23 protein-coding genes are annotated in these 26,182 nt (G+C 67.2%); 7 read left to right on the top strand and 16 right to left on the bottom strand.

Annotated elements, in window-relative coordinates:
• Positions 1 to 59: 59 nt before the first annotated feature.
• Positions 60 to 968, bottom strand: coding sequence for a 2-hydroxyacid dehydrogenase (locus tag ABZX37_RS13630; protein ID WP_354739218.1), 909 nt, complete (start codon positions 966 to 968; stop codon positions 60 to 62).
• 58 nt (positions 969 to 1,026) lie between these two features.
• On the opposite strand from ABZX37_RS13630, the gene ABZX37_RS13625 reads away from it, so the two are divergent.
• A complete protein-coding gene (locus ABZX37_RS13625) occupies positions 1,027 to 2,235 on the top strand; it encodes a PQQ-dependent sugar dehydrogenase (protein WP_354739412.1) in 1,209 nt (402 codons plus the stop codon).
• 753 nt (positions 2,236 to 2,988) lie between these two features.
• On the opposite strand, the gene ABZX37_RS13620 is transcribed toward ABZX37_RS13625, so the two are convergent.
• Genes ABZX37_RS13620 through gatC form a run of 4 tightly spaced genes read right to left on the bottom strand, consistent with a single transcriptional unit; the run spans position 2,989 to position 6,823 of the window.
• On the bottom strand, positions 2,989 to 3,507 hold the full coding sequence (locus tag ABZX37_RS13620; RefSeq protein ID WP_354739216.1) for a hypothetical protein: 519 nt from the start codon (positions 3,505 to 3,507) through the stop codon (positions 2,989 to 2,991).
• On the bottom strand, positions 3,508 to 5,013 hold the full coding sequence (gene gatB, locus ABZX37_RS13615; protein WP_354739214.1) for an Asp-tRNA(Asn)/Glu-tRNA(Gln) amidotransferase subunit GatB: 1,506 nt from the start codon (positions 5,011 to 5,013) through the stop codon (positions 3,508 to 3,510). It abuts the gene before it with no gap.
• Positions 5,010 to 6,527 (bottom strand): Asp-tRNA(Asn)/Glu-tRNA(Gln) amidotransferase subunit GatA, encoded by a 1,518-nt coding sequence (gene gatA, locus ABZX37_RS13610; RefSeq protein WP_354739213.1) that lies wholly within the window; start codon positions 6,525 to 6,527, stop codon positions 5,010 to 5,012. The genes gatB and gatA overlap by 4 nt, the downstream gene beginning before the upstream one ends.
• On the bottom strand, positions 6,524 to 6,823 hold the full coding sequence (gatC, locus tag ABZX37_RS13605; protein ID WP_009073996.1) for an Asp-tRNA(Asn)/Glu-tRNA(Gln) amidotransferase subunit GatC: 300 nt from the start codon (positions 6,821 to 6,823) through the stop codon (positions 6,524 to 6,526). The genes gatA and gatC overlap by 4 nt, the downstream gene beginning before the upstream one ends.
• 221 nt (positions 6,824 to 7,044) lie before the next feature.
• On the opposite strand from gatC, the gene ABZX37_RS13600 reads away from it, so the two are divergent.
• On the top strand, positions 7,045 to 7,698 hold the full coding sequence (locus ABZX37_RS13600; RefSeq protein ID WP_037367388.1) for an amino acid-binding protein: 654 nt from the start codon (positions 7,045 to 7,047) through the stop codon (positions 7,696 to 7,698).
• Positions 7,699 to 8,655: 957 nt separating this feature from the next.
• Here the strand turns inward: ABZX37_RS13600 and ABZX37_RS13595 are convergent.
• From ABZX37_RS13595 to ABZX37_RS13580, 4 genes are all read right to left on the bottom strand, one after another.
• Positions 8,656 to 9,150, bottom strand: a complete 495-nt coding sequence (locus ABZX37_RS13595) for a GNAT family N-acetyltransferase (RefSeq protein WP_354739210.1) — start codon at positions 9,148 to 9,150, stop codon at positions 8,656 to 8,658.
• On the bottom strand, positions 9,143 to 11,302 hold the full coding sequence (gene ligA / locus ABZX37_RS13590; RefSeq protein WP_354739208.1) for an NAD-dependent DNA ligase LigA: 2,160 nt from the start codon (positions 11,300 to 11,302) through the stop codon (positions 9,143 to 9,145). The genes ABZX37_RS13595 and ligA overlap by 8 nt, the downstream gene beginning before the upstream one ends.
• 11 nt (positions 11,303 to 11,313) lie before the next feature.
• Positions 11,314 to 12,024: a hypothetical protein gene (locus ABZX37_RS13585; protein ID WP_354739206.1), complete on the bottom strand. Its 711-nt coding sequence runs from the start codon at positions 12,022 to 12,024 to the stop codon at positions 11,314 to 11,316.
• Between the two features lie 73 nt (positions 12,025 to 12,097).
• Positions 12,098 to 13,132 (bottom strand): methionine synthase, encoded by a 1,035-nt coding sequence (locus tag ABZX37_RS13580; protein ID WP_354739205.1) that lies wholly within the window; start codon positions 13,130 to 13,132, stop codon positions 12,098 to 12,100.
• 221 nt (positions 13,133 to 13,353) lie between these two features.
• Here ABZX37_RS13580 and ABZX37_RS13575 point away from each other — a divergent pair, with 221 nt between their 5' ends.
• From ABZX37_RS13575 to ABZX37_RS13560, 4 genes are all read left to right on the top strand, one after another.
• Positions 13,354 to 13,977 carry a hypothetical protein gene (locus ABZX37_RS13575; RefSeq protein ID WP_354739203.1) on the top strand — a complete coding sequence of 208 codons (624 nt, stop codon included), beginning with the start codon at positions 13,354 to 13,356 and terminating at the stop codon, positions 13,975 to 13,977.
• Positions 13,978 to 14,082: 105 nt separating this feature from the next.
• Positions 14,083 to 15,126: an MBL fold metallo-hydrolase gene (locus ABZX37_RS13570; protein WP_354739201.1), complete on the top strand. Its 1,044-nt coding sequence runs from the start codon at positions 14,083 to 14,085 to the stop codon at positions 15,124 to 15,126.
• 51 nt (positions 15,127 to 15,177) lie between these two features.
• Positions 15,178 to 15,621, top strand: a complete 444-nt coding sequence (locus tag ABZX37_RS13565) for a GNAT family N-acetyltransferase (protein WP_354739199.1) — start codon at positions 15,178 to 15,180, stop codon at positions 15,619 to 15,621.
• Between the two features lie 151 nt (positions 15,622 to 15,772).
• On the top strand, positions 15,773 to 17,047 hold the full coding sequence (locus ABZX37_RS13560) for a DUF222 domain-containing protein (protein ID WP_354739197.1): 1,275 nt from the start codon (positions 15,773 to 15,775) through the stop codon (positions 17,045 to 17,047).
• Between the two features lie 6 nt (positions 17,048 to 17,053).
• On the opposite strand, the gene mnmA is transcribed toward ABZX37_RS13560, so the two are convergent.
• The 3 genes from mnmA to ABZX37_RS13545 all read right to left on the bottom strand — a co-directional run bounded on the left by mnmA (position 17,054) and on the right by ABZX37_RS13545 (position 20,778).
• A complete protein-coding gene (gene mnmA / locus ABZX37_RS13555; RefSeq protein WP_354739196.1) occupies positions 17,054 to 18,148 on the bottom strand; it encodes a tRNA 2-thiouridine(34) synthase MnmA in 1,095 nt (364 codons plus the stop codon).
• Between the two features lie 4 nt (positions 18,149 to 18,152).
• The gene (locus ABZX37_RS13550) at positions 18,153 to 19,349 is read right to left on the bottom strand and encodes a cysteine desulfurase family protein (protein WP_354739194.1); all 1,197 of its coding nucleotides are present in this window, start codon (positions 19,347 to 19,349) and stop codon (positions 18,153 to 18,155) included.
• 64 nt (positions 19,350 to 19,413) lie between these two features.
• Positions 19,414 to 20,778 (bottom strand): MFS transporter, encoded by a 1,365-nt coding sequence (locus ABZX37_RS13545; RefSeq protein WP_354739192.1) that lies wholly within the window; start codon positions 20,776 to 20,778, stop codon positions 19,414 to 19,416.
• Between the two features lie 441 nt (positions 20,779 to 21,219).
• Here ABZX37_RS13545 and ABZX37_RS13540 point away from each other — a divergent pair, with 441 nt between their 5' ends.
• The gene (locus ABZX37_RS13540; RefSeq protein ID WP_354739190.1) at positions 21,220 to 22,125 is read left to right on the top strand and encodes an NADP-dependent oxidoreductase; all 906 of its coding nucleotides are present in this window, start codon (positions 21,220 to 21,222) and stop codon (positions 22,123 to 22,125) included.
• A gap of 428 nt (positions 22,126 to 22,553) precedes the next feature.
• On the opposite strand, the gene ABZX37_RS13535 is transcribed toward ABZX37_RS13540, so the two are convergent.
• The 4 genes from ABZX37_RS13535 to ABZX37_RS13520 form a co-directional block, all read right to left on the bottom strand.
• On the bottom strand, positions 22,554 to 23,438 hold the full coding sequence (locus tag ABZX37_RS13535; RefSeq protein WP_354739188.1) for a lysophospholipid acyltransferase family protein: 885 nt from the start codon (positions 23,436 to 23,438) through the stop codon (positions 22,554 to 22,556).
• Positions 23,435 to 24,217, bottom strand: a complete 783-nt coding sequence (locus tag ABZX37_RS13530) for a GNAT family N-acyltransferase (RefSeq protein WP_354739186.1) — start codon at positions 24,215 to 24,217, stop codon at positions 23,435 to 23,437. The genes ABZX37_RS13535 and ABZX37_RS13530 overlap by 4 nt, the downstream gene beginning before the upstream one ends.
• A 176-nt stretch (positions 24,218 to 24,393) precedes the next feature.
• A complete protein-coding gene (locus ABZX37_RS13525; protein ID WP_354739184.1) occupies positions 24,394 to 25,353 on the bottom strand; it encodes an electron transfer flavoprotein subunit alpha/FixB family protein in 960 nt (319 codons plus the stop codon).
• 28 nt (positions 25,354 to 25,381) lie between these two features.
• Complete coding sequence (locus ABZX37_RS13520; protein ID WP_354739182.1) at positions 25,382 to 26,167, bottom strand: electron transfer flavoprotein subunit beta/FixA family protein; 786 nt, start codon at positions 26,165 to 26,167, stop codon at positions 25,382 to 25,384.
• Positions 26,168 to 26,182 lie beyond the last annotated feature (15 nt).

Raw genomic sequence — 26,182 nt, 5'->3', positions numbered from 1 at the left:
CGAGGTCAGGGGCTCTTTCAGGGTTCACCCTGAGTGCCGGGCCGACATTCGGGAAATGATCAGTATTCGCCGCGCACGAGATTGCCAGGTAGCTCTCCGCCAGCGTACCGGGCGATTTCCGCCGCGGCCACCAAATAAGCGCGCCGCCGGACGCCCCGAACCGCACCCGCCACGTGGGGCGTCAGCACGAAACCAGGCGCAGTCCACAACGGATGGTCCGCTGGCAACGGCTCGGGATCGGTCACGTCGAGCGCGGCGCGAAGCCTCCCCGCCGCGAGCTCCGCCGCAAGCGCGTCAGTGACCACAACAGGCCCTTGAGCAGCATTGACCAGCACCGCATCGTCACGCATCGCCGCCAGGAAGCCAGCGTCGACCATGCCCCGCGACCGCGAAGTAAGCGGCACCATCATGACCACCACATCGTGGTGCGGCAGCAGATCCGGCAACTCGTCGACACCGTGGACGCCTTCGCGCGCCGACATCCCGACCATCGTGCAGCGGACGTCGAACGGCTCCAACCGCCGACGCAGCTGCCGCCCGACGTCCCCCGCCCCGACGATCAATACGCGCTGGCCCTGCAAAGTGTCCGACGGCAACTGCTCCCAACGCCCGGCACGTTGTGCCGCCGCGTAAACGTCCAGATTCCGGTACATCGACAGCAGGACGCCGACAACCCACTCCGCCAGGCTGCCGCTGTGCGCGCCGCGGCAGGTGGACAACAGGACGCCGTCCGGGACGCGGCCGACCCAGTCTTCCGCGCCCGCGGTCAGGAGCTGCACCAGCTTGAGATTCGGCAGGTCGCTCCAGATGTCGTCGCCCGCCGAATCCATGGCCGGAACGAGCACCTCGGCTTTCACGGCCTCCGGCGGCAGCGGACGGCCCCATTCGTAGCGCACCGCGTGGACGAGGGGGATTTCGGACAGCACGGCGACGCCCTCGTCGTCCGGGACCAGCACGGTGACTGTCATGATCACCACGGTAGCCACTTACCAGTGGCTCACGCCGCGCCACCTAGGCTGGGGCATCATGCGTACCCGGTACCGGTGGTCGGCGCCGCTGGCCCTCCTCGCCTGCGGCGGCCTCGTGCTTTCCGGCTGCGCCCGGTTCGACGACACCGCGGCCGGCCAGACGTTCACCCCCGCGCCGGTGCCGAGCCCGGAATCTCCGCCGCAGGTCCAGGAGCACGGCGACGGCTCCGGCAACGGTCCCCGCACCGGCCCCGCGCAAGCGCCGCCCTCGCCGGTTCCGCCTCCGCAGGGCTGCAAGGACTTCGACAAGGCTGTCATCGCCACCTGCCTGGACACAGTCGCCGCCGTCGCCGGACTCCCCGGCGAGGGATCCGCGCCCGCCGCTCTCGCCGGCGAACGGAAAACCGGCCGCGTCATGCTGGCCAGCTCCGGACACGACGCGACGTCGTTCGCGCAACTGGACGTCCAAGCCGACGGCGACGGCGGGCTCACCAGCCTGGCGTTGTCGCCTAGCTACGTCGAGGACCAGCTGGTCTTCGCGTACGTCACCACGGCTTCGGACAACCGAGTCGTGCGCTTCGCCAAGGGCCAGGCCCCGAAGCCTGTGCTGACCGGAATCCCGAAGGGCTCGACCGGCAACCGCGGCGCGCTGGCCAGCGACGGAAGCGGCGCACTGCTCGTCGCTACGGGCGATGCCGGCAATCCGGCCGCGGCCGCGGATCCGAATTCCCTGGCAGGCAAGGTCCTGCGCATCGACGTGTCCGGAAAACCGGCGACCGGAAATCCGACGTCCGGGTCCGCCGTCTACGCCTCGGGCCTGCACTCCCCCGGCGGCATCTGCCGTTCGTCGGACGGGAAACGCACCTGGGTGACCGACCACCCGGCCAGCGGACCGGACGCCGTGTACCGCCTCCAGTCCGGACAGCCGCTCAGCACGCCCGCGTGGACCTGGCAGGACAAGCCCTCCCTGGGCGGCTGCGTCGATTTCGTCGACGCGAACGGCATCCTCGGCATCGCGTCGTCCACCGGCATGCAGAACGTGCCGGTCAACAAGGACGGAGCGGTCACCGGCAAGCCGACTGTCACCCTAGACGGCAAAAGCAAGGCCGCCACGACGTACGGCCGGCTCTCTTCCATGAGCATGATCAACCCCCAGCTGGCCGTCGCCGGGACCGTCAACAAGGACGGCGGCAAACCGGTCTCCAGCGATGACCGAGTGGTCCTGATCGTGGTGAGCGACACTGGCGGCGGTCCGGGCAAGGACTGACGCCGGGCGCGCCTGGTTGAGCCCTTCCCAGAGTCGGCAGGCAGGTTGACCTGCGGTTAGCCGTTTGATGGCGACAGCCGATCCGGGCCGCTGCGATCGGCCATGTTCAGTCTCAGGCGAGCGCCCCGTCTGCCCTTCCGGGCGCTCAAGGCCCGCATCGATTCTGGCCGGAGTCGCCACTAAACGGCGACGTTCACCGACCCGCCAATGACGCTGACGGGCTCCGCCCAGGCCGACTTCGCCCCGGCATCGCCACCAACATCGGCATCGGCATCGGCCCATCGCCGTTCAACGGGCTGCCCCGGGAGATTCGCCGCTATCCCTCGCGCCGACCAATCGCAAGACTCGGCGGCAACGGCGGCCCGCCATCCGTTCGCCGCCCAACGGCAAAACTCAGTAGCAACGGCAGCCCCCGCTCAGAACGTCCCGCCGCTCAGAAGCAAGTCCGCGAAGAACTGCCTCTCAACCAAGTGCGCCCCGTCGCCGCTCAGCGGCGAATCCCCAAACCGCCTCTCGACTGAGAGCACCCAGCCGCCCCTCAACGGCGAATCCGTTCAAAGCCGTCTCCCAGCGGAGAGCGCCTAGTCGCCCCTCAACGGCAAATCCGCTAAGAGCCGCCGCTCACCCGGGAACGGCCGTCGCCACGCAACGGCGAATCCACTCAAAGCCCGCACCAGCAAGGAGCCGGGCCCCGTCGCCGTTTAGCGGCGAATCGGCCAGAAGCTCCCCGGTCAGCAACCACCGTGTTGCCGTTCAGCGGCGACGACGCGAAGCCCGGCTCTCCGCCCGAGCAGCCCGGATGTCCACAATCGCCACCACAAGCGACCCGACCGCGAAGGCCATCCCCAGATACCGCCCGATCCCACCAGAGATCGACACCCCGGCAGCGTCCAGGAACGCCCGCTGATCGCTGTCGAACACCCAGTCCAGCGTCGTCCAGCCGATCACCATCAGCAAAACCGTCGCCAGCCCGCCGACCAGCCACAGCTGCGGCAGGCCACTCACCCGTGCCTTGGTGACCTGCCCGAACAACACCACCGCAAGCCCCACCACCGCAAGCAGCAGCGGCGGACCCCACGAGAAGAGATCCGAATGCCACGCCGTACGCACGACGTCGCTGTGCGGCAACGTCCCGAACGCGTCGCGGACATCGGACGTCGCGGTATCCGCTGACAGCACAGTCCAGGGCAGCGGCGTCGACCCGACCGCAAGCAGCCCGGCCGCCAGGCCGAGCCACTCGCGCCAGGTGACGCGTCGGAGCGAGAAACCCACTCAGGAACCGACGCGCTCGATGATCAGTTCGCGCACCCGCTTGGCGTCGGCCTGGCCCTTGGTCGCCTTCATGACCGCGCCGACGATCGCACCTGCCGCGGCGACCTTGCCACCGCGGATTTTGTCGGCGATGTCCGGCTGCGCGGCCAGGGCTTCGTCGACAGCGGTGAGCAGCGCCGAATCGTCGGAAACGACCTTCAGACCGCGCTTCTCGACGACCTCGCGCGGCGAACCCTCGCCCGCGAGAACGCCCTGCACGACCTCCTTGGCGAGCTTGTTCGTCAGCTCGCCGGAGGACACGAGCCCGATCACCTCGGCGACCTGCGCCGGCGTGATCGCCAGTTCGGTCAGCTCGACCTCGCGCGTGTTCGCTTCCTGCGCCAGCGTGTTGACCCACCAGCCGCGTGCCTCGTCCGGCTTCGCGCCAGCCTCGACCGTCGCCGCGACGAGGTCGACGGCACCGACATTCAGCAGGTCGCGCAGCGCTTCGTCGGAGAGCTTCCACTCTTCCTGGATCCGCTTGCGCCGCTCCGCCGGCATCTCCGGCAGCGTCGCGCGCAGTTCCTCGACCCACTCGCGCGACGGCGCGATCGGCACGAGGTCGGGCTCCGGGAAGTACCGGTAGTCCTCCGCGGTTTCCTTGGTGCGCCCGGACGACGTGGTGCCGTCGGCCTCCTGGAAGTGCCGCGTTTCCTGTCGGATCGACCCGCCTTCGGCGAGAATCGCCGCCTGACGGGTCATCTCGTACCGCACCGCGCGCTCGACGCTGCGCAGCGAGTTGACGTTCTTCGTCTCGGTGCGCGTGCCGAATTCCGTGGCGTCCTTGGCCATCAGCGACACGTTCGCGTCGCAGCGCACGGAGCCCTGGTCCATCCGGACGTCGGACACCTCGAGCGCCAGCAGCAGATCGCGCAGCGCGGTGACGTACGCGCGCGCCACCTCGGGCGCCCGCTCGCCGGTGCCGGTGATCGGCTTGGTGACGATCTCGATCAGCGGCACGCCGGCGCGGTTGTAGTCGAGCAGCGAGTGCTCGGCGCCGTGGATCCGGCCGGTCGCGCCGCCGACGTGCAGCGACTTGCCGGTGTCCTCCTCCATGTGCGCGCGCTCGATCTCGACGCGCACGACCTCGCCGTCGTCCAGCGTCACGTCGAGGTAGCCGTCGAACGCGATCGGCTCGTCGTACTGCGAGGTCTGGAAGTTCTTCGGCTGGTCCGGATAGAAGTAGTTCTTCCGGGCGAACCGGCACCACTCCGCGATCTCGCAATTGAGCGCGAGCCCGATCCGGATCGCCCCCTCGACCGCCTTGCCGTTCACGACCGGCAGCGAGCCGGGCAGGCCGAGGCAGGTCGGGCACGTCTTGGTGTTCGGCTCGCCGCCGAACTCGTTGACGCAGCCGCAGAACATCTTCGTGTTCGTGTTGAGCTCGACGTGGACCTCGAGCCCGAGGACGGGGTCGAACCGCTCGATGACCTCGGCGTAGTCCATCAACTCGGCCACGGCGGTCACTTCGTTCCTCCCAGTTCGGGAACCTGGTGCACGAGCGAGCCGCCGGCAGCGGCATCGCGCGCGGCCTCGTACGCGGCGCCGACGCGGTACAACCGGTCGTCGGCAAGCGCCGGGGCCATGATCTGCAGGCCGACCGGCAGCCCGTCCTCGTCGGACAGTCCGCTCGGGACGCTCATGGCGGCGTTGCCCGCGAGGTTCGACGGGATGGTGCACAGGTCGGCGAGGTACATCGCCATCGGGTCGTCCACGCGCTCACCGATCTTGAACGCCGTGGTCGGCGTCGTCGGCGACACGAGCACATCGACCTTCTCGAAGGCCTGCGTGAAGTCGCGCGTAATAAGCGTGCGCACCTTCTGCGCGGAGCCGTAGTAGGCGTCGTAGTAGCCCGACGAAAGCGCGTACGTGCCGAGCATGATGCGACGCTTCACTTCAGCGCCGAAACCCTTTTCGCGCGTCAGCGACATGACTTCTTCGGCACTGTGTGCACCGTCGTCCGAGACGCGCAGGCCGTACCGCATCGCGTCGAAGCGCGCGAGGTTCGACGACGCTTCGCTCGGCGCGATCAGGTAGTACGCAGGCAGCGCGTACGTGAAGTGCGGGCACGACACCTCGACCACTTCGGCACCGAGAGCGCGAAGCTGCTCCACAGCCGCCTCGAACGACCGCAGCACGCCCGGCTGGTAACCGTCGCCGCCGAACTCCTTCACGACACCGACGCGTACGCCGGTCAAGTCGCCCTTCGCGCCTTCGCGCGCCGCAGCAACAACAGGCGGCACAGGTGCGTTGATGGACGTCGAGTCCATCGGGTCGTAACCAGCGATCGCTTCGTGCAGCAGTGCGGCGTCAAGCACCGTACGCGCGCACGGGCCGGCCTGATCGAGCGAAGACGAGAACGCCACGAGGCCGTAGCGCGACACTCCGCCGTACGTCGGCTTCACGCCCACAGTGCCCGTGACAGAGCCGGGCTGGCGGATCGAGCCGCCAGTGTCGGTACCGATAGCGAGAGCCGCCTCGAAAGCCGAAATCGCCGCTGAGGAGCCGCCTCCCGAACCGCCCGGGATGCGCGCGTGGTCCCACGGGTTGTGCGTCGGGCCGTACGCCGAGTTCTCCGTGGAGGAACCCATCGCGAACTCGTCCATGTTCGTCTTGCCGAGGATCACGACACCGGCTTCGCGCAGCTTGCGCGTGACAGTCGCGTCGTACGGCGGCAGCCAGCCCTCGAGCGTGCGAGACCCGCAGGTCGTCGGCACGCCCTTCGTGGTCAGCACGTCCTTCAGCGCCAGCGGGACGCCCGCCAGCGGCGACGCCGGCTGCTTTCCCGCGGCCAGCTGCTCGTCGACCGCCTTGGCCGCGCCGAGCGCGCCTTCGGTGTCGACGTGCAGGAACGCGTGCACGTGGTCGTCCACCGCGGCGATGCGGTCCAGGTGCGCCTGCACGACCTCGACGGCGGACACCTCGCGCGTGTGGATCTTCGCCGCCAGCTCGGCGGCGGTCAGCTTGACGAGTTCGCTCACTGTTCTTCTCCCAGGATCCGCGGCACCCGGAACCGGCCGTCCTCGGCGGCCGGCGCGGCGGCCAGCGCGTCCTGCTGTTCGAGGCTGGGCCGGACGGTGTCCTCGCGGAAGACGTTCGTCAGCGGCACGGCGTGCGAGGTCGGCGGGACGTCCTCCGCGGCGACTTCGCTGACCTTCGCCACCGAGTCGAGGATCTGGTCGAGCTGGCCGGCGAAAACGTCCAGCTCGTCGTCGGTCACGGCCAGCCTGGCCAGCCTGGCGAGGTGTGCGACCTCGTCTCGGGAAATGTTGGGCACGCGGGTGACTCCCGGGGTGTGCTGTGCGGGTGCTCTCGGAAGCTGCAAGTCTATGGTGACGGCGTCGGACGGTTCGACCGGGTTATCGGGCCGCGGGCGCCGGGCAGGGTGTCCCGCGTGCCGGACAGCGGGCCCCCGCGGGTACCCGGTCTGTCACAATCGGCGCCCGGCAAGCGCGTCCCACGACAGGGCTGGGACGCCTGAGGCGAGAGGGGCGCGTGGTGTCGTTCCTGATCCGGGTCCAGCTACCGGACTCCCCCGGCACTCTCGGCGCGGTCGCGACCGCGCTCGGCACGGTCGGGGCCGACATCCTGAGCGTGGACGTGGTGGAACGCGGCGGCGGGCTCGCGATCGACGACTTGGTGGTCGAACTCCCGTCGGGCCGGCTCCCGGACGCGTTGATCACCGCAGCCGAGAGCGTGGAAGGCGTCGAGGTCGACGCGGTGCGGCCGTACGCGGGCATCCTCGACACGCATCGCGAACTGGAGCTGGTCGAGGAGATCGCGGCCCAGCCGAAAGCCGGGCTGGACTTGCTCGCCGAGGGTGTGCCGAAGATCATCCGGGCCGGGTGGGCGGTGATCGTCGAACATTCGGAATCGGGACCTCGGCGCTTGGCCTCGTCGAGCGCGGCGCCGGAGAACCCGTTCACGGACTTGCCTTGGCTGCCGCTGGAACGCGCGACTGTCCTGGACGGCGAGGATTCCTGGGTTCCGGAGACGTGGAAGGAGCTCGGCACCGAACTGGCCGCTACTCCGCTGGGAAAGCCGGGGAAGGCGATGCTTGTCGCTCGGCCGGGCGGGCCTAACTTCCGTGCCGCCGAGGTCGCTCGGCTGGCGCATTTCGCTGGGATCGTCGCGGTGGTTCTGGACGGGTGATCCAGAACTTGGGTCGGCTGTCCTAAACGGTTCGGAGCCAGCTGCGTTGAGCGCGTTTGGCTTGGCGTTTCGGATGCTGGTACTCGACTGTTCAGGCCGTCGTTGGAGGCCGACGTGAGGCTGGCTCAGCGATTCATCGCGTGTGGGCTTACTCGCGATCCGCTGTCCTCAAGTGCAGACAATCTCCCCCGAGAAGGGGAACCTGCCCGGTCAACCGGTTCCCTTGGCGTGCCAGGCGACGCTAATCAGCACTTGTCGGCATAGAGCGTGACGCCTGTGCCAGCAGAAACTACGGCACCAGGCTTGAGATCCCGGCCGGTGTGACACCAGTTCCGGTCGGTGATCATCATCCGCTTCTTCCGGACGAATCGACCTCGCGCAGGTTCTACAGCCGAGCCGCCCGCATGGCGTCCTGTGCGTCCTGATGATGCATGCCGGACACGTCAGGGACTTTGATCGTCACCGGCCGTGCGGCACTAATCGGCGAAGTCACGGTCGCCGTCGCGGACTCGCCTACCGTCGCGGTCACAGTCGCCGCCGTGACCGTCGTTGAGGTGCCACCAGGTTGTGGTGCCGCCTTGCACGCGACAGCAAAACGCAGCAACGCCAACGACCGGAACGGCAGCTTGAACGAACTTCGCCATCCTCACGCTTCCTCGATACGAGTCGGTACCTCACGCGTGACAGCTTGAGTCGAAGCCAGACATCTACACGTCACAGCTCATAGCCGGTCGAAGCTCGCCAAACAGGCGCGCCCGACGCAACCGTCCACCGGCGACGGCCGTGACAGTTCAACACCGGGCAGACGCCTCACAGCCCAGGCACGCCAAGCACCCGACGAGCGGCAAGACGAGGCTCACCAAACCGTCGCCACTCAAAGGCGAATACCGGCGATGAACCCCGCCCAACGCTTTCGCCGAAAAACGGCAAAAGTCTCTGACCTGCGAAAACGAGACGTCAGAAGCCGTACTCGTAGGCGATCAGGTTGACCCCCGGATGCGGATGCCAATCCCGCCCCGGCAACCGCCGGAACCCGATCCGTTCGTAGAGCCGGTGCGCCTTCCGCATCACGTCGAGGCTGCTCAGCACCACCCGGTCGACGCCGAGTTCCCGGCCACGTGCCAGCACAGCTTGGGTAAGCGCCTCCCCAACCCCTCGCCCGCGCGCCGCCGCCGAGACGGCCAGCATGCGGAACTCCAACTCCCCCGGCTGCGAAATCTCGGACAGCTTGCTCCCCGGCTGAACAATCGCGACCGACCCGACGACCTGACCGTCCGGATCGACCGCGACCAACAACTCGGCGTGCTGCGCCCGCCCCGAGACGTCCCGAAGTTTCGCCTCGTACGCGGCATCAGTGTCGAAGAATCCCTCGATCCGGTAAGCCTCGACGGTCACCTCGCCGAGCGCATCGAACTCCTCCCGCCGCGCCGGGCGGATCTCCACGTCACTCATCGCCGCCCTCAGCTTCCTCGTCCGCACCGGTGTCGAGCGCCAGTTCCGCAGCCGCTTCCAGACCGCGCTCCAGCAACGCGCGGAACCCGTTCTCGTCCAGCACCGGCACCTTCAACTGCACAGCCTTCTCGTACTTCGACCCCGGCGCGTCGCCCACGACGACGAACGCCGTCTTCTTCGACACAGATCCCGCGGCCTTGCCACCGCGCGCCATGATGACTTCTTTCGCCTCATCACGGGAAAACCCGTCGAGCGAACCGGTCACCACGATCGACAGGCCCTCGAGATTCCGAGGGATGGACTCGTCGCGCTCCTCCTCCATCCGAACCCCGGACCGTCGCCATTTTTCGACGATTTCCCGGTGCCAGCCGACCTCGAACCATTCCTGCACCGCGTGCGCGATGGTCGGGCCGACACCGTCGACGTCCGCGAGTTCCTCCTCGCTCGCGTCCTCGATCCGTTGCAGCGAAACGAATTCCCGCGCAAGCGCTTGCGCCGCAGTCGGCCCGACATGCCGGATCGACAGCGCGACAATCACCTTCCACAGCGGACGGTCCTTCGCCGAATCGAGGTTCGCCAGGAGCTTCCGCGCGTTCGCCGACAGGTCGCCTGCCTTGGTACGGAACAACTCCACCTCGGCGAGGGACTCCTCGTTGAGGTCGAACACGTCGCCCTCGTCGGCAACTACCCTCGCGTCAAGCAACGCGACCGCCGCCTCGTACCCGAGCACCTCGATGTCGAACGCACCGCGCCCGGCGAGGTGGAACAGCCGCTCCCGCAGCTGCGCGGGACAGAACCGGGTGTTCGGGCACCGGATGTCCTTGTCGCCTTCCTTTTGGTAGGCGAGTTCCGTCCCGCATTCCGGACATTCGGTGGGCATCACGAATTCCCGCTCGGCACCGGTGCGCGCGTCTACGACGGGACCAAGCACCTCAGGGATCACGTCGCCGGCCTTGCGGATCACGATCCGGTCGCCGATCAACACACCCTTGCGCTTGACCTCTTCCTGGTTGTGCAGCGTCGCACGCGCGACCGTCGAGCCCGCGACTTTGACCGGCTCGGTGACGGCGAACGGCGTGACCCGTCCCGTGCGCCCAACACCGACCTGGATGTCGAGCAGCGTCGTGATCGCTTCTTCCGGCGGATACTTGTAAGCGATCGCCCACCGCGGCGCGCGCGACGTAGTGCCGAGGCGACGCTGCAACGCGACCTGGTCGACCTTGATCACCACGCCGTCGATCTCGTGCTCGGCGTCGTGCCGATGTTCACCCCAATAGGCGATGTGATCGGTGAGTTCCTTGCCGGTCCGCAGCACCCGCGTGTGCGGCGACACCGGCAACCCCCAGGCCGCCAGCGCGTCGTACGCATGCGACTGCGTGACCGGCTCGAAGCCGTCCCGCTTGCCGAGACCGTGACAGATCAGCCGGAGCCAGCGTTCCCTGGTGATCTTCGGGTCCTTCTGCCGCAGCGACCCGGCAGCGGTGTTGCGCGGGTTCGCGTACGGCGGCTTGCCCGCCTCGACCATCTTCGCATTGAGCTCAAGGAAGTCCTCGACGCGGAAGTAGACCTCGCCGCGCACCTCGACGAGCTTCGGCACAGGGAACTCGTCAGTGCCGGTGAGCTCGTCCGGTACCTGATCGAGAGTGCGGATGTTGAGCGTGACGTCCTCGCCCGTACGCCCGTCGCCACGGGTGAGCCCCCTGGTGAGCTTGCCGTTTTCGTAGAGCAGGTTGATGGCCAGGCCGTCGATCTTCAGCTCGGCCAGGTACTCCGTCGACCCGATTTCCTTCTCGACGCGCTCGACCCAGGTGAGGAACTCGTCGGTGTCGAACACGTTGTCCAGGCTCAGCATGCGCTCGAGGTGGTCGTGCGCGGTGAAGTCGGTGGAGAACGTGCCGCCGACGTTCTGGGTCGGCGAATCAGGCGTGACCAGCGCCGGGTACTCGTCCTCGATCTCTTGGAGGTCGCCGAGGAGCGCGTCGAACTGGCCGTCGGAGACGATCGGCGAGTCCAGCACGTAGTACCGGAACTGATGGCCGCGGATCTCCTCGGCCAGCGCGCCGTGCCGCTCGCGCACGTCGGCCGGTACGTCGGTCACGTCCTGGGCGGCCTCCACGGCCACCTGGTCTTGGGGAAGGTCGGTGCTGCTCACAGGTGGTGAGCCTAGTCGGACGCACCGACGCTTTCGTCCGGTTGCTCCGCCAGCCCGCGGACCAGCTCCCGGAACTCCAGAAGATCAATCGTGCCTTCCGGCGCGGCCTCGGCGGTCTCGACCCGGCCCAACCGCTCGGCGGCCAGACGCTCGCCCAGCGTCGCGTCGAGCGGCAGGAACGTCATCGTGGTGCGCGAAGCCTCGTCCAGGTCAGCGAACGCGGGGTGATGCACCGCGACGTCAACCACGCCGTCGTCCACCTGCGCGACGACCCGCACGTCAGCCAGCGAGATGCGATGCTCGCCCAGGTTCACCGTCACCCCGGTCGGATCCGGGACCGGGGGCACCGAATCGTGGTACTCCCAGATCGCGTCATCCGGCGGTCCAGCAGCTTTCCACGCGTCCGTGTACGGGCGCAGCTCCGGGTCTTCCTGTCCGCTGACGACCAACGCGTAGATCGCCATCCGGCCGCGCTCCAGCGAGAAGTGCAGCCGAGGGTGCAGCGTCTCGACCAGCACGCACAGATCGTGCTCGACGCGATGCGGCTCACCCTCGCCCAGCGCGGCACTGACCTCGGGCAAGAGGTCGTACCACCCTTCCCAGAACGCAGCCGCCGCAGCGGCAGCGTCGGACGGCACTTGCTGTTCAGGCCACGGCGTACGGGGATCTGGCGGCGCGGCTTCGGTGTCGGCTTCCGAGCGACGACGACGGAACAAACGCATGATTCGGAATTTCCCCCGGTTGTTTCTCTTCACCAGCCACGGTACGCGTCACGGCCGCCGCACGTCCGCGAAATCACCAGTTCTCGGGCGGCTCCACGAACCCTTTGCCCAGGTCGCGACTAAGAGCGAGCGCCCGGCGCATCCACTCGTTCGTGGCACCTGCCAGACCACACGCAGGCGTCGGAACAGCGCGCTCGGCCAGGATCGAACGGTTGAAGCCCAGCCGGTCCACGAGCCTGAGCGCCGGCGACGCGACGTCCTTCAACCCCGGAGCCGTCGCGGGGTCGGTGGCCGGTACGAGGCCAAGGAAGAACGAAATACCGCTGTCCCAAGCCTCGCCAATCTCGTCGAGAAGCTCGGCAGACGCCCCGGCGAGCATGCTGAGGTCGAACGCAACGGCCCCGGCACCCGCAGCGCGGCAGAGCGCGATCGGCGGCCGCGGAGCGCAGCAGTGGACGATGACCGGCTGCCCAGTCATCGCTCCGATCCGTTCGATTGTCGTCGCAAGCAGCTCCCGAACCTCGGGCTCAGGCACCGCGGGGACGTTGCCGTATCCCGACGGAGTAGCCAGTTTTCCGGCGAGAACAGCGGGCAACGACGGCTCGTCGAGCTGCACGACCACCGGCGCGCCGGTCCTCGCGGTCAGCTCCGCGACGTGCTGGGAAAGCCCGTCGAGCAGCGACGAGGTGAAGTCCCGCAACGCCCCGCGGTCGGTGAGCACCCGATGCCCCCGGGCGAGCTCGATCCCCGCGCCGAGTGTCCACGGCCCTGCGATCTGGGTCTTGAGGACTGCCGGCGCACCAGCGTTCTCGCGGGCGGCCTGTACGGCATCGAGGTCCCATTGGAGCAGGTCACGTCCACGACGATGGTCGTGACCGGGCCGCCCGGCGACGCGGTAACCGCTGGGCACGACCTCGACGGCGAGGTCCACGAGCAACGCGGCGGTCCGGCCGAGCATGTCGGCACCGACGCCGCGGGCCGGCAATTCGGGCACATACGGGAAGCTGGGAAGCTCTCCGAACACGACGGCGGCGGCCTCGACGGGATCGGTCCCCGGCATGGACCCGATTCCCGTCGCCGCGCCCGCGGGCCAAGGTCGTTCACTCACAGGCCGGATTGTCGCGGAACGGGCGGCCGCGGTCCGCACCGCCCCTCGGGACAAGCTTCACCCGACCGCGCGGCAATAGCCGGACATTCGCCGCATATCCCTTTGCCTGCACCGAATTCGCGGTCACCGCGTTAGTCTGGATCGTCATGACCAGCTCCGCCCCGCCACCGCCCGGCAAAACACCCGGTGACGCATCCGCCCGGGAGCCGCAGCGGGGCACTATGCCCGGAGCACCGTACCGCCGGGCTTCAAGCCGCTCCTTTGAGCGGACTCTCTTCACCGAGCCGGTCCTTTACGTCAGCCGGGAGGCGAAGCCGACTGCCGCCGGCCAGGAGTACGGCGTGTTCGACCGCCACGGCCTCCACATTGGCGGAGTCGCTGTCACTACCCTCAGCTTCCTGCGCAAAGTCATTCAGCTTCTGTGGAAATCCGACCAGTACGTCAGCCGCAGGTTCGAGGTCCGCGACGCGAACCAGAGCACTGTCCTCAAGGTCGAGAAACCGTCGAAGGACCCGCTGGCCCGCTTCGTGGTCACTCGCGCGGACGGAACGCCGATCGGCGAAATCATCCCGGCCAACGCGGGTGGCGTCCGTTTCACCCTGCGTGCCGAAGGCAAGACAATCGCCAGGGTCGTCGCCAGTGGCAGGCAACGATGGGAAGTGACCGTCGAGGACCCGGTCGGCACCGAGGTCGCGCACGTCGGCCGCCCGTCGCCGGAGCTTTCGCCGATCAGCGGCAACGCCTGTCTCGTAGAGATCCCGCTGCAGGTCCCCGAGCCGCTGGCGAGCATGCTCGTCGCGACAACGTTGACCATCGACATCGCGCTGACCGCACAACCCGGCTGATCCACGTGACCGGTGTCTCAGCGCCGCCAGGTGGACAGCGACCGGAATACGGCCCAATGTAAGGAAAGTCCGGGACGCCGAGGTCCCGCCTGGACGGAGGTCGCCGTGGAGCCGTTGCCCGAAGGCAGTAACTCGAACTGGGCCGATCCCGGTGTCTACGAAGTGGCCGCGGGCGTCTACCGGATCCCATTGCCGCTGCCGAACGACGCCCTGCGCGCGGTCAACGTCTACGCAGTCACCGACGGCACGAACCTCGTGCTCGTCGACTCGGGGTGGGCCCTCACCGAATCTCGCCAGCTACTGGCCGACGCACTCAAGGCGCTCGACGCCGAGCTCGGCGATGTCCGAGAGTTCCTCATCACCCATGTCCACCGGGATCACTACACGCAGGCAGTCGCGCTTCGGCGCGAATTCGGCAACCGGATCGCCCTCGGGAAGCTCGAGCAGCCTTCGCTCGACGCGAGCGCCAACCCGAACCAGTTCCCCATGCAAGCCCAACTCGACCTCCTCCGCCTCAGCGACGGACAAGAGGTCATCACCGCGCTCAGCAAGCTGTTCGGTTCGGAACCTCGCCACACCGAGGCGAATCTCTGGGAAGAGCCGGACGAATGGCTGACGCCCGGCCGGCGTGCGGTGCTGCCCGATCGCGAGTTCGACGTTGTCCACACCCCAGGACACACCAATGGGCATGTGGTTTTCGTAGACGGCGCAGCCAATCTTTTGTTCTCCGGCGACCACGTGCTCCCGCACATCACTCCGTCGATCGGCTTCCAGCCGGTTCCGGCTGAGTTGCCGCTGAACGACTACCTCGACTCCCTCCGTCTGGTTCGAGGCATGCCGGACCGGCGCATGTTGCCAGCTCATGGGCCAGTCACAGACAGCGTGCATGCCCGGATCGACGAGCTTCTCGAACACCACCGGCAACGTCTCGAAACGATGGCGGCTCAAATCGAAGCCGGAGCGAGCACCGCTTTTGAAGCTGCCAACCGCCTCGGCTGGACACGCCGCGGCCGCAAACTGTCCGAAATGGACGCCTTCAATCAGATGCTCGCCGTCCTCGAGACCGGCGCACACCTGGATCTCCTGGTCTCACAGAACAAGCTCGCAGCAGAAGACGTCGACGGCATTCGCCGCTACAAGACCACGTAGCAGCCAACCGTCCATCGCTCCCCAATGGAGTACTGATCCGCCGTGCCTCCCATGACTGTGAGACGAGCTCGTCCCGACGACGTCGAAGCAATCGTCCAGATGCTTGCGGACGACCAACTTGGCGCAACCCGCGACTCGCCCGCCGACCTTGAGCCCTACCTGCAAGCGTTCAAAACCATTGCTGCAGACCCAAATCAGCTGCTGGTCGTCGCAACATCAAACGATCGACCGATAGCCACACTTCAGCTCACGATCATCCCCGGCCTCGCACGGCGCGGGGCCCTTCGCGGGCAGATCGAAGCTGTGCGCGTACACCGCGACCACCGCGGCTCAGGCTTGGGTGCGGAGCTCGTGCAATGGGCCATCGACGAATCAAGGCGACGCGGCTGCAACCTAGTCCAGCTCACCTCGGATACGACGAGGACGGCAGCGCACCCCTTCTACGAACGATTAGGCTTCGTCGCGAGTCACACGGGTTTCAAGCTGCATCTCTGACCACCTCCTTCACGCAGCTTCGGCCGTCCACGCGTCGATCACCCGCCATTCACCGTGCCAGAGTTGTCACGCAAAAGCCAAGCGATCGCACGATGGGTCCCTTCGCGCAATTTAGCTGACGGTACTCGAATCAATGCGTATCGTGACGATCATGAGCAAGTCGACCACGCCGGCGGACCACGCCGATCAGGCCAACAAGACCACCGAAACCGCAGACCTCGCCTTCCTGCTTCGCACCATGCATGCGAACCTCGACCTCTTCAATCGCCTGCAGACTGGCCAACTGATGGCAGCCGTGAAAGACGCGAACCGCCAGATCGCCCGCTTGCAGGCTTTGCAGCTGCATTGCATGGCAGGCATGCGAAGACGAAGATCAGACCCGCACGAGCTAGCGTGCGAACTCGCGCTTGCCTTGCACATCACCGATACCCGCGCCGGAGCGATGATCGCCGCCGCCGAAGCTCTGTCCCAACGTCTCCCTCGAACCTTCCGGCTGATGGACGAGGGCAAGTTCGACCTCTATCGCGCCATGAAGGTCACCGACGGCACCGGCCAACTGTCCGACCGCCATGCACGGATGGTCGACTACCTGCTCGAACACCGGTTAGAGGACAAAAACCCGACCCAAGTCCGCAAGGCAACCGCTTACGCCGCAACGAAAATCGACCCGGACGGTGCGATGGACCGCCTGGCCCAGCGGAAAGCCGAGCGCCGCGTCACCCTGCAGCACCAGAGCGAAGGCATCTCGCGGATCTCAGTCGACAACGCCTCGACCGACAAAGCTACGGCGGCCTACCTCCGCGTCGACAAGATTGCTCGATCGCTCAAGACCGGCGATGAGAAGCGAACCCTCGACCAACTGCGCGCTGACGTCGCGATCGATCTTTTGCTCAGCGGCAAAGGCGGCGTTCCGGAGCAGACCGAGGTGTATCTCTATGTCGATCTGCAGACCTATCTAGGGCTCAACGACAATCCCGCTGAGCTGGCCAGTCACGGTCACATCCCGGCCGAGCTCGCGCGCCACATCGCCACCGGTCCCGACACAATCGTCCGCCGGGTCATCACCGACCCGCTGACCGGACAAGTGATCGAGGTCGGCAAGTTCCGGTATCGGCCGAGCATCGACGTGGACGAGTTTGTGCGGGTCCGCGACCGTGAGTGTCGGCAGCCCGGCTGCCCGCGGCCCGCACAGAACTGCCTGACGGAACCAACCGGGCCCGATTCCGCGGACGCAGACTCGACGTTGAGCTACTGCCTACGCCATCGCCGTCTCAAGAATCGAGCCGACTGGAGCTACGAGGTCCTGCAGGACGGGAAGCTCATCGTCACGACACCGACCGGCGAGAAAGCTGAAAGCGCACCTCCGCCACTGCACGATCCCCAACCCACACCAGAACAGCCTGGAGAGGAACGCCTAGGGGCATAAGGAAGTTCAGCGCGTGCCAGAGATCTTGGCGCTCCCGAGTACGAGGTCGCCAGCCTGGTCGTCTTGCCGATAAAGGACAACGACCTGACCCGGTGCCACACCGCGCAACGGCTCGCGCAGCTGAATGGAGACTTGCCCGTCTTCATCCACTTCGGCGACCGCATCGGCGATGCCTCCGTGCGCGCGAACCTGGACGGTGCATTCAGTCGGTCCGTCCAAGGCCCGTCCGCTCGGCCAGATCGCCCGGTCCGCGTCGATGGCCTGGACACCTAGGTCTGCCGACGAACCAACCTTCACCGTGCCCGAAACAGGTTCGAGCGAAAGGACATAACGAGGTCGCCCGTCAGCGGCCGGCGCGTCGATGCCGAGGCCCTTCCGCTGGCCCACGGTGAATCCGTGCACGCCGGTGTGACGCCCGAGCACCGCACCCGTCTCGGCATCGACGAGTTCGCCAGGACGCTCGCCGAGCCGTTTCTCCAAGAACTTCTTGGTGTCGCCGTCCGGGATGAAGCAAATGTCGTGGCTGTCCGGCTTCCGTGCCACCGAAAGCCCACGCTGCTCCGCCTCGGCGCGCACGTCCGACTTCCAAGAGTCGCCCAGCGGGAACATCGCATGGCGAAGCTGCTCTGGCCGCAGTGAAGCCAGCACGTACGACTGGTCTTTGCCGTCGTCCGCGCTCCGGCGAAGTTCCAACTCTCCGTCGACAGTGGCCAGGCGCGCATAGTGGCCGGTCGCGACAGCGTCGAAGCCAAGAGCGAGCGCCTTCTCAAGCAGCGCCTCGAACTTGATCTTCTCGTTGCAAGTCACGCAAGGGTTCGGCGTACGGCCGGCGGCGTACTCGCCGACGAACGTCTCAACGACCTCTTCGGTGAAGCGCTCTGCGAAATCCCAGATGTAGAACGGGATACCGAGGATGTCCGCGGCCCGGCGAGCGTCGTGTGAATCCTCGATTGTGCAGCAGCCGCGTGAACCCGTGCGCAGCGTGCCAGGTTGAGCCGAAAGCGCCAGGTGCACTCCGACGACGTCGTGGCCAGCGTCGACTGCACGCGCAGCGGCGACGGCCGAGTCGACTCCTCCGCTCATTGCGGCCAATACCCGCATTGCTTTACACCTCTTGCTTCTGCATCTGCTTGCGCATGCCGGCGAGACCGGCCTGTCGGGCACGAGTGACGACGCCACTGATCTCTCGGGCCAGGGTATGTACGTCGTCCAGTGTCGACGTGTGGCCAAGCGAGAATCGGAGCGAGCCGCGGGCTGCGGCGGCGTCTGCCCCCATTGCCAGGAGGACGTGACTTGGTTGCGCGACTCCCGCGGTGCACGCCGAACCGGTGGAGCACTCGATGCCCTTGGCGTCCAAGAGCATCAACAGGCTATCGCCCGCGCAGCCGGGGAAAGTGAAGTGAGCGTGGCTCGGCAAACGCTCACCGTCGCGGCCATTGAGAATCGCGTCCGGGACTTCGCGCAGGACCGCGGCGACAAGCTCGTCACGCAACTTCTCGACCCTGGCGGCATACTCCGCGCGGCCGCTGATCGACGCTTGCACCGCAGCGGCGAAGCCGGCGATCGCTGGGACGTCGAGAGTGCCCGAGCGAACGCTGCGCTCCTGGCCACCCCCGTGAAGGACAGGGACGCACGAGGTGTCTCGGTCGAGGAGAAGCGCGCCGACACCGTACGGGCCGCCAAGCTTGTGGCCAGTCAGTGTGAGTGCGGCTGCGCCGGAGGCGGTGAAGTCGACGGGAACCGCACCGACCGCCTGGACGGCATCGGTGTGCAGCGGGATCGCGTACTCGTTGCAGACTTCGGCGAGAGCGGCGACCGGATTGACAGTGCCGACCTCATTGTTCGCCCACATCACCGTCGCGAGGGCAACCGTCTCCGGGGCCGACTCAATCGCGGCGCGGAGCGTTTCCGGCGACACCCGGCCCTGGTCGTCTACCTCAAGCCAGGTGATCTCAGCATCGGAGTGCTGCTCCAGCCACTCGACGGTGTCGAGGACCGCGTGATGCTCGACGGTGCTGCAAAGGATGCGACGCCGAGCCGGGTCCTCGCCGTTTCGAGCCCAGAAGATGCCCTTGACCGCGAGGTTGTCACTCTCAGTACCACCGCCAGTGAAGATGACTTCCGACGGCCGCGCGCCCAAGGCGGCGGCGATCACTTCGCGTGCTTCCTCGACGGCCCGCCGAGCTCGCCGTCCCGAAGAATGCAGCGCGGAGGCGTTGCCCACGGTGGACAAAGCCTCAGTCATCGCCGCAATGGCTTCGGGCAGCATTGGAGTGGTTGCCGCGTGGTCGAGATAGGTCATCGCTCTATCAGGGTAGACCGATGCGGCCTGTGACGAAGCTCGCCCCAGGCCGCAGAGTGGCACGTCACACCTGTTTCGGCCACCGGCTCGTGAGTCGGACACCGAGCAGCGCGAGCAGGACGAGGGCGATACTGAGCAGTCCCATCGCGGCAGAAGGCTGAGCGGCGGAGGCGACGGCGGCCAGGAGCACCCCGCCGAGGCCGATGAGCAGCGCTGATCCGACCCAGTCGGCGAGCTGCATTGCGGACGTGTTGAACCCCCGCTCTCCCTCCGGCGAGTAGCGCAGCAGGAGGACCGAGACGGCGGGCATCGCGATCCCCATCCCCGCGCCGCCGACTGCGCAGACAGCGAAGGCCACCCAGGCGGGGAACCACGGTTGGGCGACAAAGCCGAAGCCAATCAGACCCACGGCTACGAGAACGAAGCCGGTGCGCAGCGATGCCTCCCGCGACCAGTCGAGGAATCGGCCTTGGAGAGCCGACGCGGCGGACCAGCCAAGCGCGGTGATGGTCAGCGGCAAGCCAGCGAGAGCGGGGCTATAGCCGTGGACGGCAGTCATGGTCAGCGGGAGATAGGCCTCCATGCCCGCATATGCGCCGGCGAGCAGGGCGCGAGAGGCGACCACCGTGGGCAATCCGGGGCGAGAGGTCATGGTTCCGACAGGCAGGAGCTTGCGTAATGCGACGGCTAGCGCGACAAGACCCACGGCCCCGTAGGCAAGCACGGCAGGCGATGGGTGTTGGGCGGCCCAGCTCAGGGCGGCGACTCCAAGCGCCGCTACAACAGCGGCGAGGACGCCTGCGCGACGTCCGGCCGGCAGTGGCACATGGGCGGGCAAACCGCGGGTGATCTTGTAGAGGAGGGCGACTCCGATCCCGACCAGCGGGAGCAGCCCGAGAAAGACCCATCGCCAGCCGACGGTCACGGTCACCAAGCCGGCGACGGACGGGCCGATGACCGCTGGGAGGACCCAAGCAGCGGCGTTGGCCGCATAGATGATGGGGCGTTCGCGGTCGGTGAACGTCAGGGCGATCAACAGCGAGACGGACACCAGCAGAAACCCTGAACCGAAGCCCTGCAGCGCACGGCCGACTAGGAGCATCGGCATTGTGGTGGCGATACCTGCGACAGCTAGTCCCGCGGCGAACAGCGCCGGCCCCACTAGGAGAGCTGGCGCTGGTCCTCTGCGGTCGCCTAGTCGTCCGGACAAGACAGTCGCGACGACGCTGGCCACCAGGAACGTGGTGAACGGCCAGGAATAGAGGGCGAACCCGTGCAGTTCGGCGACCAGCGTCGGCATCGCAGTGGCGACGCCCATGTTTTCGAAGGCCACCAGCGTGACCACAAGCAGCAGGCCGACGGTGACAAGACGATGCTCGCGACTCCAGAGGACGCTTTTTCGAGGCTGTGCTTCGACGGTCTGGCTCATGATCGCGAGCTTGCAACCTCTAGTGCTCTGGAGGTCAAGACATCCGCTGCCCCTCCGGGGTGGGCAGTGGGGCACATCGCATCGGGATGAGATTCGCCGTGTCAGTACGAGGTTCCGCGGCTCAAAGCTGGAGAAGCCGGATCTGCGGACTCCCTGCGGATTCCGCGTCCGGGTAGTCGAGGGGCGATTAGCGCAGGAGGTCGATGACGCCAGGTAGTCGCAGGCGTCGGAGTGATCGCCTAGACCGATGAACCGGAGTTCTTGCATCCCACCGTTCGGGCACTGTCTGCGTCACGACGCCGGGTCAGGCGAGGGTGATCGAGTGCGACAGGGCGACAGTGTTGCCGTTTACTGGCGAATCGAGCGTGCGGTTCGGAATGCACCGGATGCTGGTTGGCTTTAAGTAGGACGTACGGCGACCGAAGGAGAGTGCGAACCGAGATGCGAGCCATCACATTCGCCGAGTACGGCGGGTCCGAAGTGCTGCAGCTGAAGGATGTGCCGACGCCAGAGCCTGGCCCGGGGCAGGTCCGGGTCGCTGTCCGCCGCGCGGGGATCAACCCGATCGACTGGAAAATTCGTTCTGGGGCGATGGCCGGCGGCGCGGCGCTCAAGGGTCAGCAGATCCCGGGGCTCGAGATCGCGGGGGTGGTCGACGCGGCGGGCGACGGCGCTGAATTCGCCGTCGGAGATGAGGTGTTCGGCTGGTCGGCGACCGGCGGGTATGCGGAGTTCGCGCTCGGCGGAGCGATTGTTCGCAAGCCGGCCAACCTCTCCTGGGATGACGCGGCGGCGTTGCCGGTTGCTGCCGAAACCGCGCTGCGTGTGTTGCGTCTGCTCGATGTCAAAGCCGGCGAACTGTTGGTTGTCCACGGAGCGAGTGGCGCTGTCGGCCGGTTCGCGACACAAATCGCGGTCGCGTTGGGCGCGACGGTGATCGGAACGGCTGGACAGCACAATCTCGATGAGGTGAAAGCACTGGGCGCGATTCCGGTGCGTTACGGCGACGGGTGGCTGGAGCGGGTCCGGGAAGCGGCGGACCGTCCAGTCGATGCGGTGTTCGACGCGTCTGGGCATGGCGTTTTGCCGGAATCGGTCGAGCTGCGAGGGGCGAAGGAGCGCATCGTGACCATTGCCGATGGCGCGGCGTTCCAGCTCGGGTTGCCTTTCTCGTCTGGCGGCCAGGATGGGCAGACGCAAGAGGTGCTGAACAAGATCCTCGAATATGTACACAATGGACTGCGGATTGCGCAGGGGAAGACCTTTCCGCTAGAGGAAGCGGCAGCTGCGCAAGAGGAGAGCCGGAACGGGCACCCTGGAGGGAAGCTGACTATTGCCGTTTCCTGACCACGATTGTCGGCTAGACTCGAAGATAGTGCGGCTCGAGTGATCTGACGGATCGGTGTCGCCGGTTTGCGGCAACTGCGGCGAGTGGCCGTTGCCGCTCAATGGCGAAAAGGCTGAGCATGGGGAGTGGGCCCATGCGGCTGTCGCCACTCAGCGGCGACGAAAGCGGGGCGCGGCAACCAGGTGCACCGACGCGAGCGGATCCGTCGCCGTTCGGCGGCGACGGATGGTGGACTGCGGTTACAGATGGCGGGACGGGAAGTCGTGGCCAATCGGCGGCGAGGCGAGTTGGGTGGCTGTTGCCGTTGAGTGGCGAATGGGCTGGCCGGGGTCGGTCGGAAGACCAATCGGCAGAGGGCGGAAGACTGCGGAGGGGTGTCGCCAAAAAACGGCAACACCCCTCCGAGAGCCCGTGACCAGGTAGTTCCTCAGTGCGCAACCGGCTGGGAGGGCGTACGGCGGCCAACCAGAACCCGGCGACGCTGCGGCGGGATGCGGACTGTGCCGAGGGCCGAGTGGACAGCGGCCTCGGCGAGGGCCGCCAGCGAACGGCGGTCTTCGGCGCGGCCGGGAGCGATCTCTGGGCACACGTGCACCTCGAGAACCAGACCGCGCAGCGCGGCGACCCGGCGCAGGGAGGCGATGAGCGACTCCGGCCCGATGAACGCCGGCTGGCTGGTTTCGCGACCGTCGGCGAGGCGGTAGCGAAGGGCGATCGGCCGGACCGGGACGCCGCCGTCGATCGCGGCTTGGAAGGTGGCCGTCGTGAAGCGGCCGGAGGCCAGGCCGCACCAGGTGGTGCCCTCGGGGGTGACGTTGACGAGCGCGCCGGAGCGAAGGCTGTCGGCCAGTTCGGACATGGTGCCCGGCAAGGTGCGCAAACGGTTGCGGTCCAGGAAAATACTGCCGCCGCGACGCACCAGCGTGCCCAGGATCGGCCAGGAGCCGATTTCGATCTTCGCTAACGCGCGCATCGGGCGCAGAGCGTTGATGGCGATGATGTCCAGCCACGAAATGTGGTTGTTCACCACGAGCGCGCCGCGGCCAGCCGGAGCGGCGAGGAAGTCCGCACCGCCCACGACGGACATCCGCACGCCGAATGCCCTCAGCACCGCCCGGAAAATCCGGCGCAGCAAGCGTTCCCGGCTACGGCCTCGAATCACCAGCAACGCCGGCGCGACCAGCAGCGCCGCCAAGACCACGGAAATCGCTGCAGTGAAACGCAAAATTCGCCGCGACAAAGCAACTGTCGGTGCGCCTTCGGTGAGGCAACCGTCACCGCAGGGCGACGTCGGCATCCAAGCGTGACTCATCCTTGCGCTCCGAGGAAGAACTTCAAGTACCGCTCGTCGACCTGCTGCAGATCAAGAAGGACAAAGAAGTCCGCGACCCCGAAGTCGGCGTCGAGGGCCGGCGGGCCGCACACTTTGGCGCCGAGCCGCACGTAACCCTTGATCAGCGGCGGAAGCACGGCCCGGTCGGGACGCGCGATCGCGTCCGGGTCCCAAGGATTCAACGGTGAGACGCGCAACGAGTCGTCCGCGTGATGCTTGGTGCGCAAGACATCCCAGACGCCCGCCGCGTAACTGCCGCCGTCGTTCAGTTGGACCGAGGCGCAGCCGGCGAGATAGCGGTGTCCCGAGAGAAGCATGTAGCGCGCGATCCCGGCCCACACCAGGCTCACGACCGCGCCGCTGCGGTGGTCGGGGTGGACGCAGGACCGTCCGGTCTCGACCAAGGACGGTCGCAGGGCAGCGAGCGTCGTCAGGTCGAATTCGCTGTCGGAGTAAAGCTTTCCGGCCTGCGCGGCGCGTTCCGGCGGGAGCATGCGGTAGCAGCCGACGATCTCGCCGGTGTTGTCGTCGCGGACGACGAGGTGGTCGCAGAATTCGTCGAAGTAGTCGACATCCCGGCCGGGCTCCGGGGAATGCAGTTCCGCCCCCATCTCCTCGGCGAAAACCCGGTATCGCAGTTTCTGTGCGGCGAGCACTTCATCGTTCCCGTTGGCGACCAGAAGCGAATACCGCGGCGCGCCTGCGGGAAGGTCGGCACCCGCCTGATCAGTACTGACGAGGAGCTGTGACGACGTCATGGTCAAGGTGTACCTGCCGGTAAGCGGCCTCGGAGAGTGCCAATCGATGACCGGTCAGTGCACGTTGAGTTAATTGCGGGTTCTCAGGTTCCTCTCAGACAGACGAGAAGGTTCCGGAGAACGCGGAAGGCCGCCGCGTGGCGAGCACGCGACGGCCTTCCGGGCGAAAGAAAACGTCAGCCCTTGCGCTTGTCGACAGCGTCGGTCAGCTGCGGCGCGACGTTGAACAGGTCGCCCACCACGCCGAAGTCGGCGATCTCGAAGATCGGAGCCTCGGCGTCCTTGTTGACCGCGATGATCGTCTTCGACGTCTGCATGCCGGCGCGGTGCTGGATCGCGCCGGAGATGCCGAGCGCGATGTACAGCTGCGGCGACACCGTCTTGCCGGTCTGGCCGACCTGGAACTGCGCCGGGTAGTAGCCGGAGTCGACGGCCGCACGGGACGCGCCGACAGCCGCGCCGAGCGAGTCGGCCAGCTTCTCGACGACGTCGAACTTCTCCGCCGAGCCGACGCCGCGGCCACCGGACACGACGATCGACGCCTCGGTCAGCTCCGGACGATCGCCGCCGACGACCGGCTCGATGCCAGTGATCTTGGCGGCCTTCGCCGGGTCCTGCGCGGGAATCTCGACGGTCTCCTCGGCAGCCGCGCCATCGGCAGCCTCCGCCTCGACCGCGCCCGGACGCACCGAAACGACCGGCGCGCCCTTGGCAGCCTTGGCCTTCACGGAGAAGGCACCACCGAAGATGGACTGGTCCACGGTGCCGTCGGCGTTGATGCCGACCGCGTCGTAGAGCAGACCAGAGCCCAGCCGCAGCGCGACCCGCGCGGCCACCTCTTTGCCCTCGGCGCTGGCGGCGACAAGCACCGCGGCCGGGGAGACCTGCTCGGCGAGCTTCGCGAGCACGTCAACCTTCGGGGTCACCAGGTAGCCGGCGGCGTCGTCGCCCTCGGCGACGTACACCTTCGCCGCGCCGTGGCCGGCGAGCGCTTCCTTGGCCTTCGCCGCGGTGCCGGTCGGGCCCACCACGACGGCGGAGGGCTCGCCGAGGGCGCGCGCAGCGGTCAGCAGCTCGAGCGTGACCTTCTTGACATCACCGTCGACGTGGTCGACGAGGACGAGTACTTCAGCCATTTTCTGGAATCCTCCTCGAAACCGTGTCTCAGATGAGCTTCTGCGCGACCAGGTACTCAGCGACCTTCGAGCCGCCGTCGCCCTCGTCCTCGACCTTTTCGCCCGCAGTGCGCGGCGGCTTCGGCGAGGCTTCGACGACCGTCGACCACGCGTTGCCGAGACCGACCTCGCCCGCGTCGATGCCGAGGTCGGCGATGGTCAGCGTCTCGACCGGCTTCTTCTTCGCGGCCATGATGCCCTTGAACGACGGGTAGCGCGGCTCGTTGATCTTCTCGCTCACGCTCACCAGCGCCGGCAGGTTCGCCTCGAGGTGGGTGATGCCGTCTTCCGTCTCGCGGTCGGCCTTCACGGAGGAGCCCTCGACGGTCAGCTGACGCACGTAGGTCAGCTGCGGCACGCCGAGCAGCTCAGCGAGGATCGCGGGCACGGCGGCACCGCGGCCGTCGGACGCCTCGTTGCCGGCCAGGATCAGGTCGAAGCCCTCGACCTTGCCGACAGCGGCGGCGATGACCTTCGCGGTGGCGATGGCGTCAGAGCCGTGCAGTGCCTCGTCGGACACGTGGATGGCTTTGTCGGCGCCCATGGAGAGCGCCTTGCGGATCGCGTCGGTGGCGCGGTCCGGGCCGACCGAGATCACGGTGACCTCGCCCTCGCCTGCTTCCTTGATCTTGAGGGCCTCTTCGACGGCCTTCTCGTTGATCTCGTCGAGCACGGCGTCGGCGGATTCGCGGTCAAGGGTGTTGTCGGAACCGGAGAGCTTCCGCTCCGAGTAGGTGTCCGGTACCTGCTTGACCAGGACAACGATGTTCGTCATGGGTCTTCTTCGACC

Origin of the sequence: Amycolatopsis sp. NPDC004079 (assembly GCF_040610415.1) — a bacterium.
In the GTDB taxonomy this organism is placed as follows: domain Bacteria; phylum Actinomycetota; class Actinomycetes; order Mycobacteriales; family Pseudonocardiaceae; genus Amycolatopsis; species Amycolatopsis halotolerans.
Note: the sequence above shows the minus strand (reverse complement) of the source record. Positions and strands in the feature narration are given on the sequence as shown.

What these genes read in the sequence shown, in the direction of transcription:
- ABZX37_RS13565 (WP_354739199.1), top strand. Translation starts at nt 15,178, where the DNA reads ATGACTGTGAGACGAGCTCGTCCCGACGACGTCGAAGCAATCGTCCAG.
- ABZX37_RS13560 (WP_354739197.1), top strand. Translation starts at nt 15,773, where the DNA reads ATGAGCAAGTCGACCACGCCGGCGGACCACGCCGATCAGGCCAACAAG.
- ABZX37_RS13585 (WP_354739206.1), bottom strand. Translation starts at nt 12,024, where the DNA reads ATGCGTTTGTTCCGTCGTCGTCGCTCGGAAGCCGACACCGAAGCCGCG.
- ABZX37_RS13540 (WP_354739190.1), top strand. Translation starts at nt 21,220, where the DNA reads ATGCGAGCCATCACATTCGCCGAGTACGGCGGGTCCGAAGTGCTGCAG.
- mnmA (WP_354739196.1), bottom strand. Translation starts at nt 18,148, where the DNA reads ATGCGGGTATTGGCCGCAATGAGCGGAGGAGTCGACTCGGCCGTCGCC.
- ABZX37_RS13535 (WP_354739188.1), bottom strand. Translation starts at nt 23,438, where the DNA reads ATGAGTCACGCTTGGATGCCGACGTCGCCCTGCGGTGACGGTTGCCTC.
- ABZX37_RS13630 (WP_354739218.1), bottom strand. Translation starts at nt 968, where the DNA reads ATGACAGTCACCGTGCTGGTCCCGGACGACGAGGGCGTCGCCGTGCTG.
- ABZX37_RS13525 (WP_354739184.1), bottom strand. Translation starts at nt 25,353, where the DNA reads ATGGCTGAAGTACTCGTCCTCGTCGACCACGTCGACGGTGATGTCAAG.
- ABZX37_RS13550 (WP_354739194.1), bottom strand. Translation starts at nt 19,349, where the DNA reads ATGACCTATCTCGACCACGCGGCAACCACTCCAATGCTGCCCGAAGCC.
- ABZX37_RS13575 (WP_354739203.1), top strand. Translation starts at nt 13,354, where the DNA reads ATGCCCGGAGCACCGTACCGCCGGGCTTCAAGCCGCTCCTTTGAGCGG.
- ABZX37_RS13520 (WP_354739182.1), bottom strand. Translation starts at nt 26,167, where the DNA reads ATGACGAACATCGTTGTCCTGGTCAAGCAGGTACCGGACACCTACTCG.
- ABZX37_RS13625 (WP_354739412.1), top strand. Translation starts at nt 1,027, where the DNA reads ATGCGTACCCGGTACCGGTGGTCGGCGCCGCTGGCCCTCCTCGCCTGC.
- ABZX37_RS13545 (WP_354739192.1), bottom strand. Translation starts at nt 20,778, where the DNA reads ATGAGCCAGACCGTCGAAGCACAGCCTCGAAAAAGCGTCCTCTGGAGT.
- ABZX37_RS13530 (WP_354739186.1), bottom strand. Translation starts at nt 24,217, where the DNA reads ATGACGTCGTCACAGCTCCTCGTCAGTACTGATCAGGCGGGTGCCGAC.
- ABZX37_RS13595 (WP_354739210.1), bottom strand. Translation starts at nt 9,150, where the DNA reads ATGAGTGACGTGGAGATCCGCCCGGCGCGGCGGGAGGAGTTCGATGCG.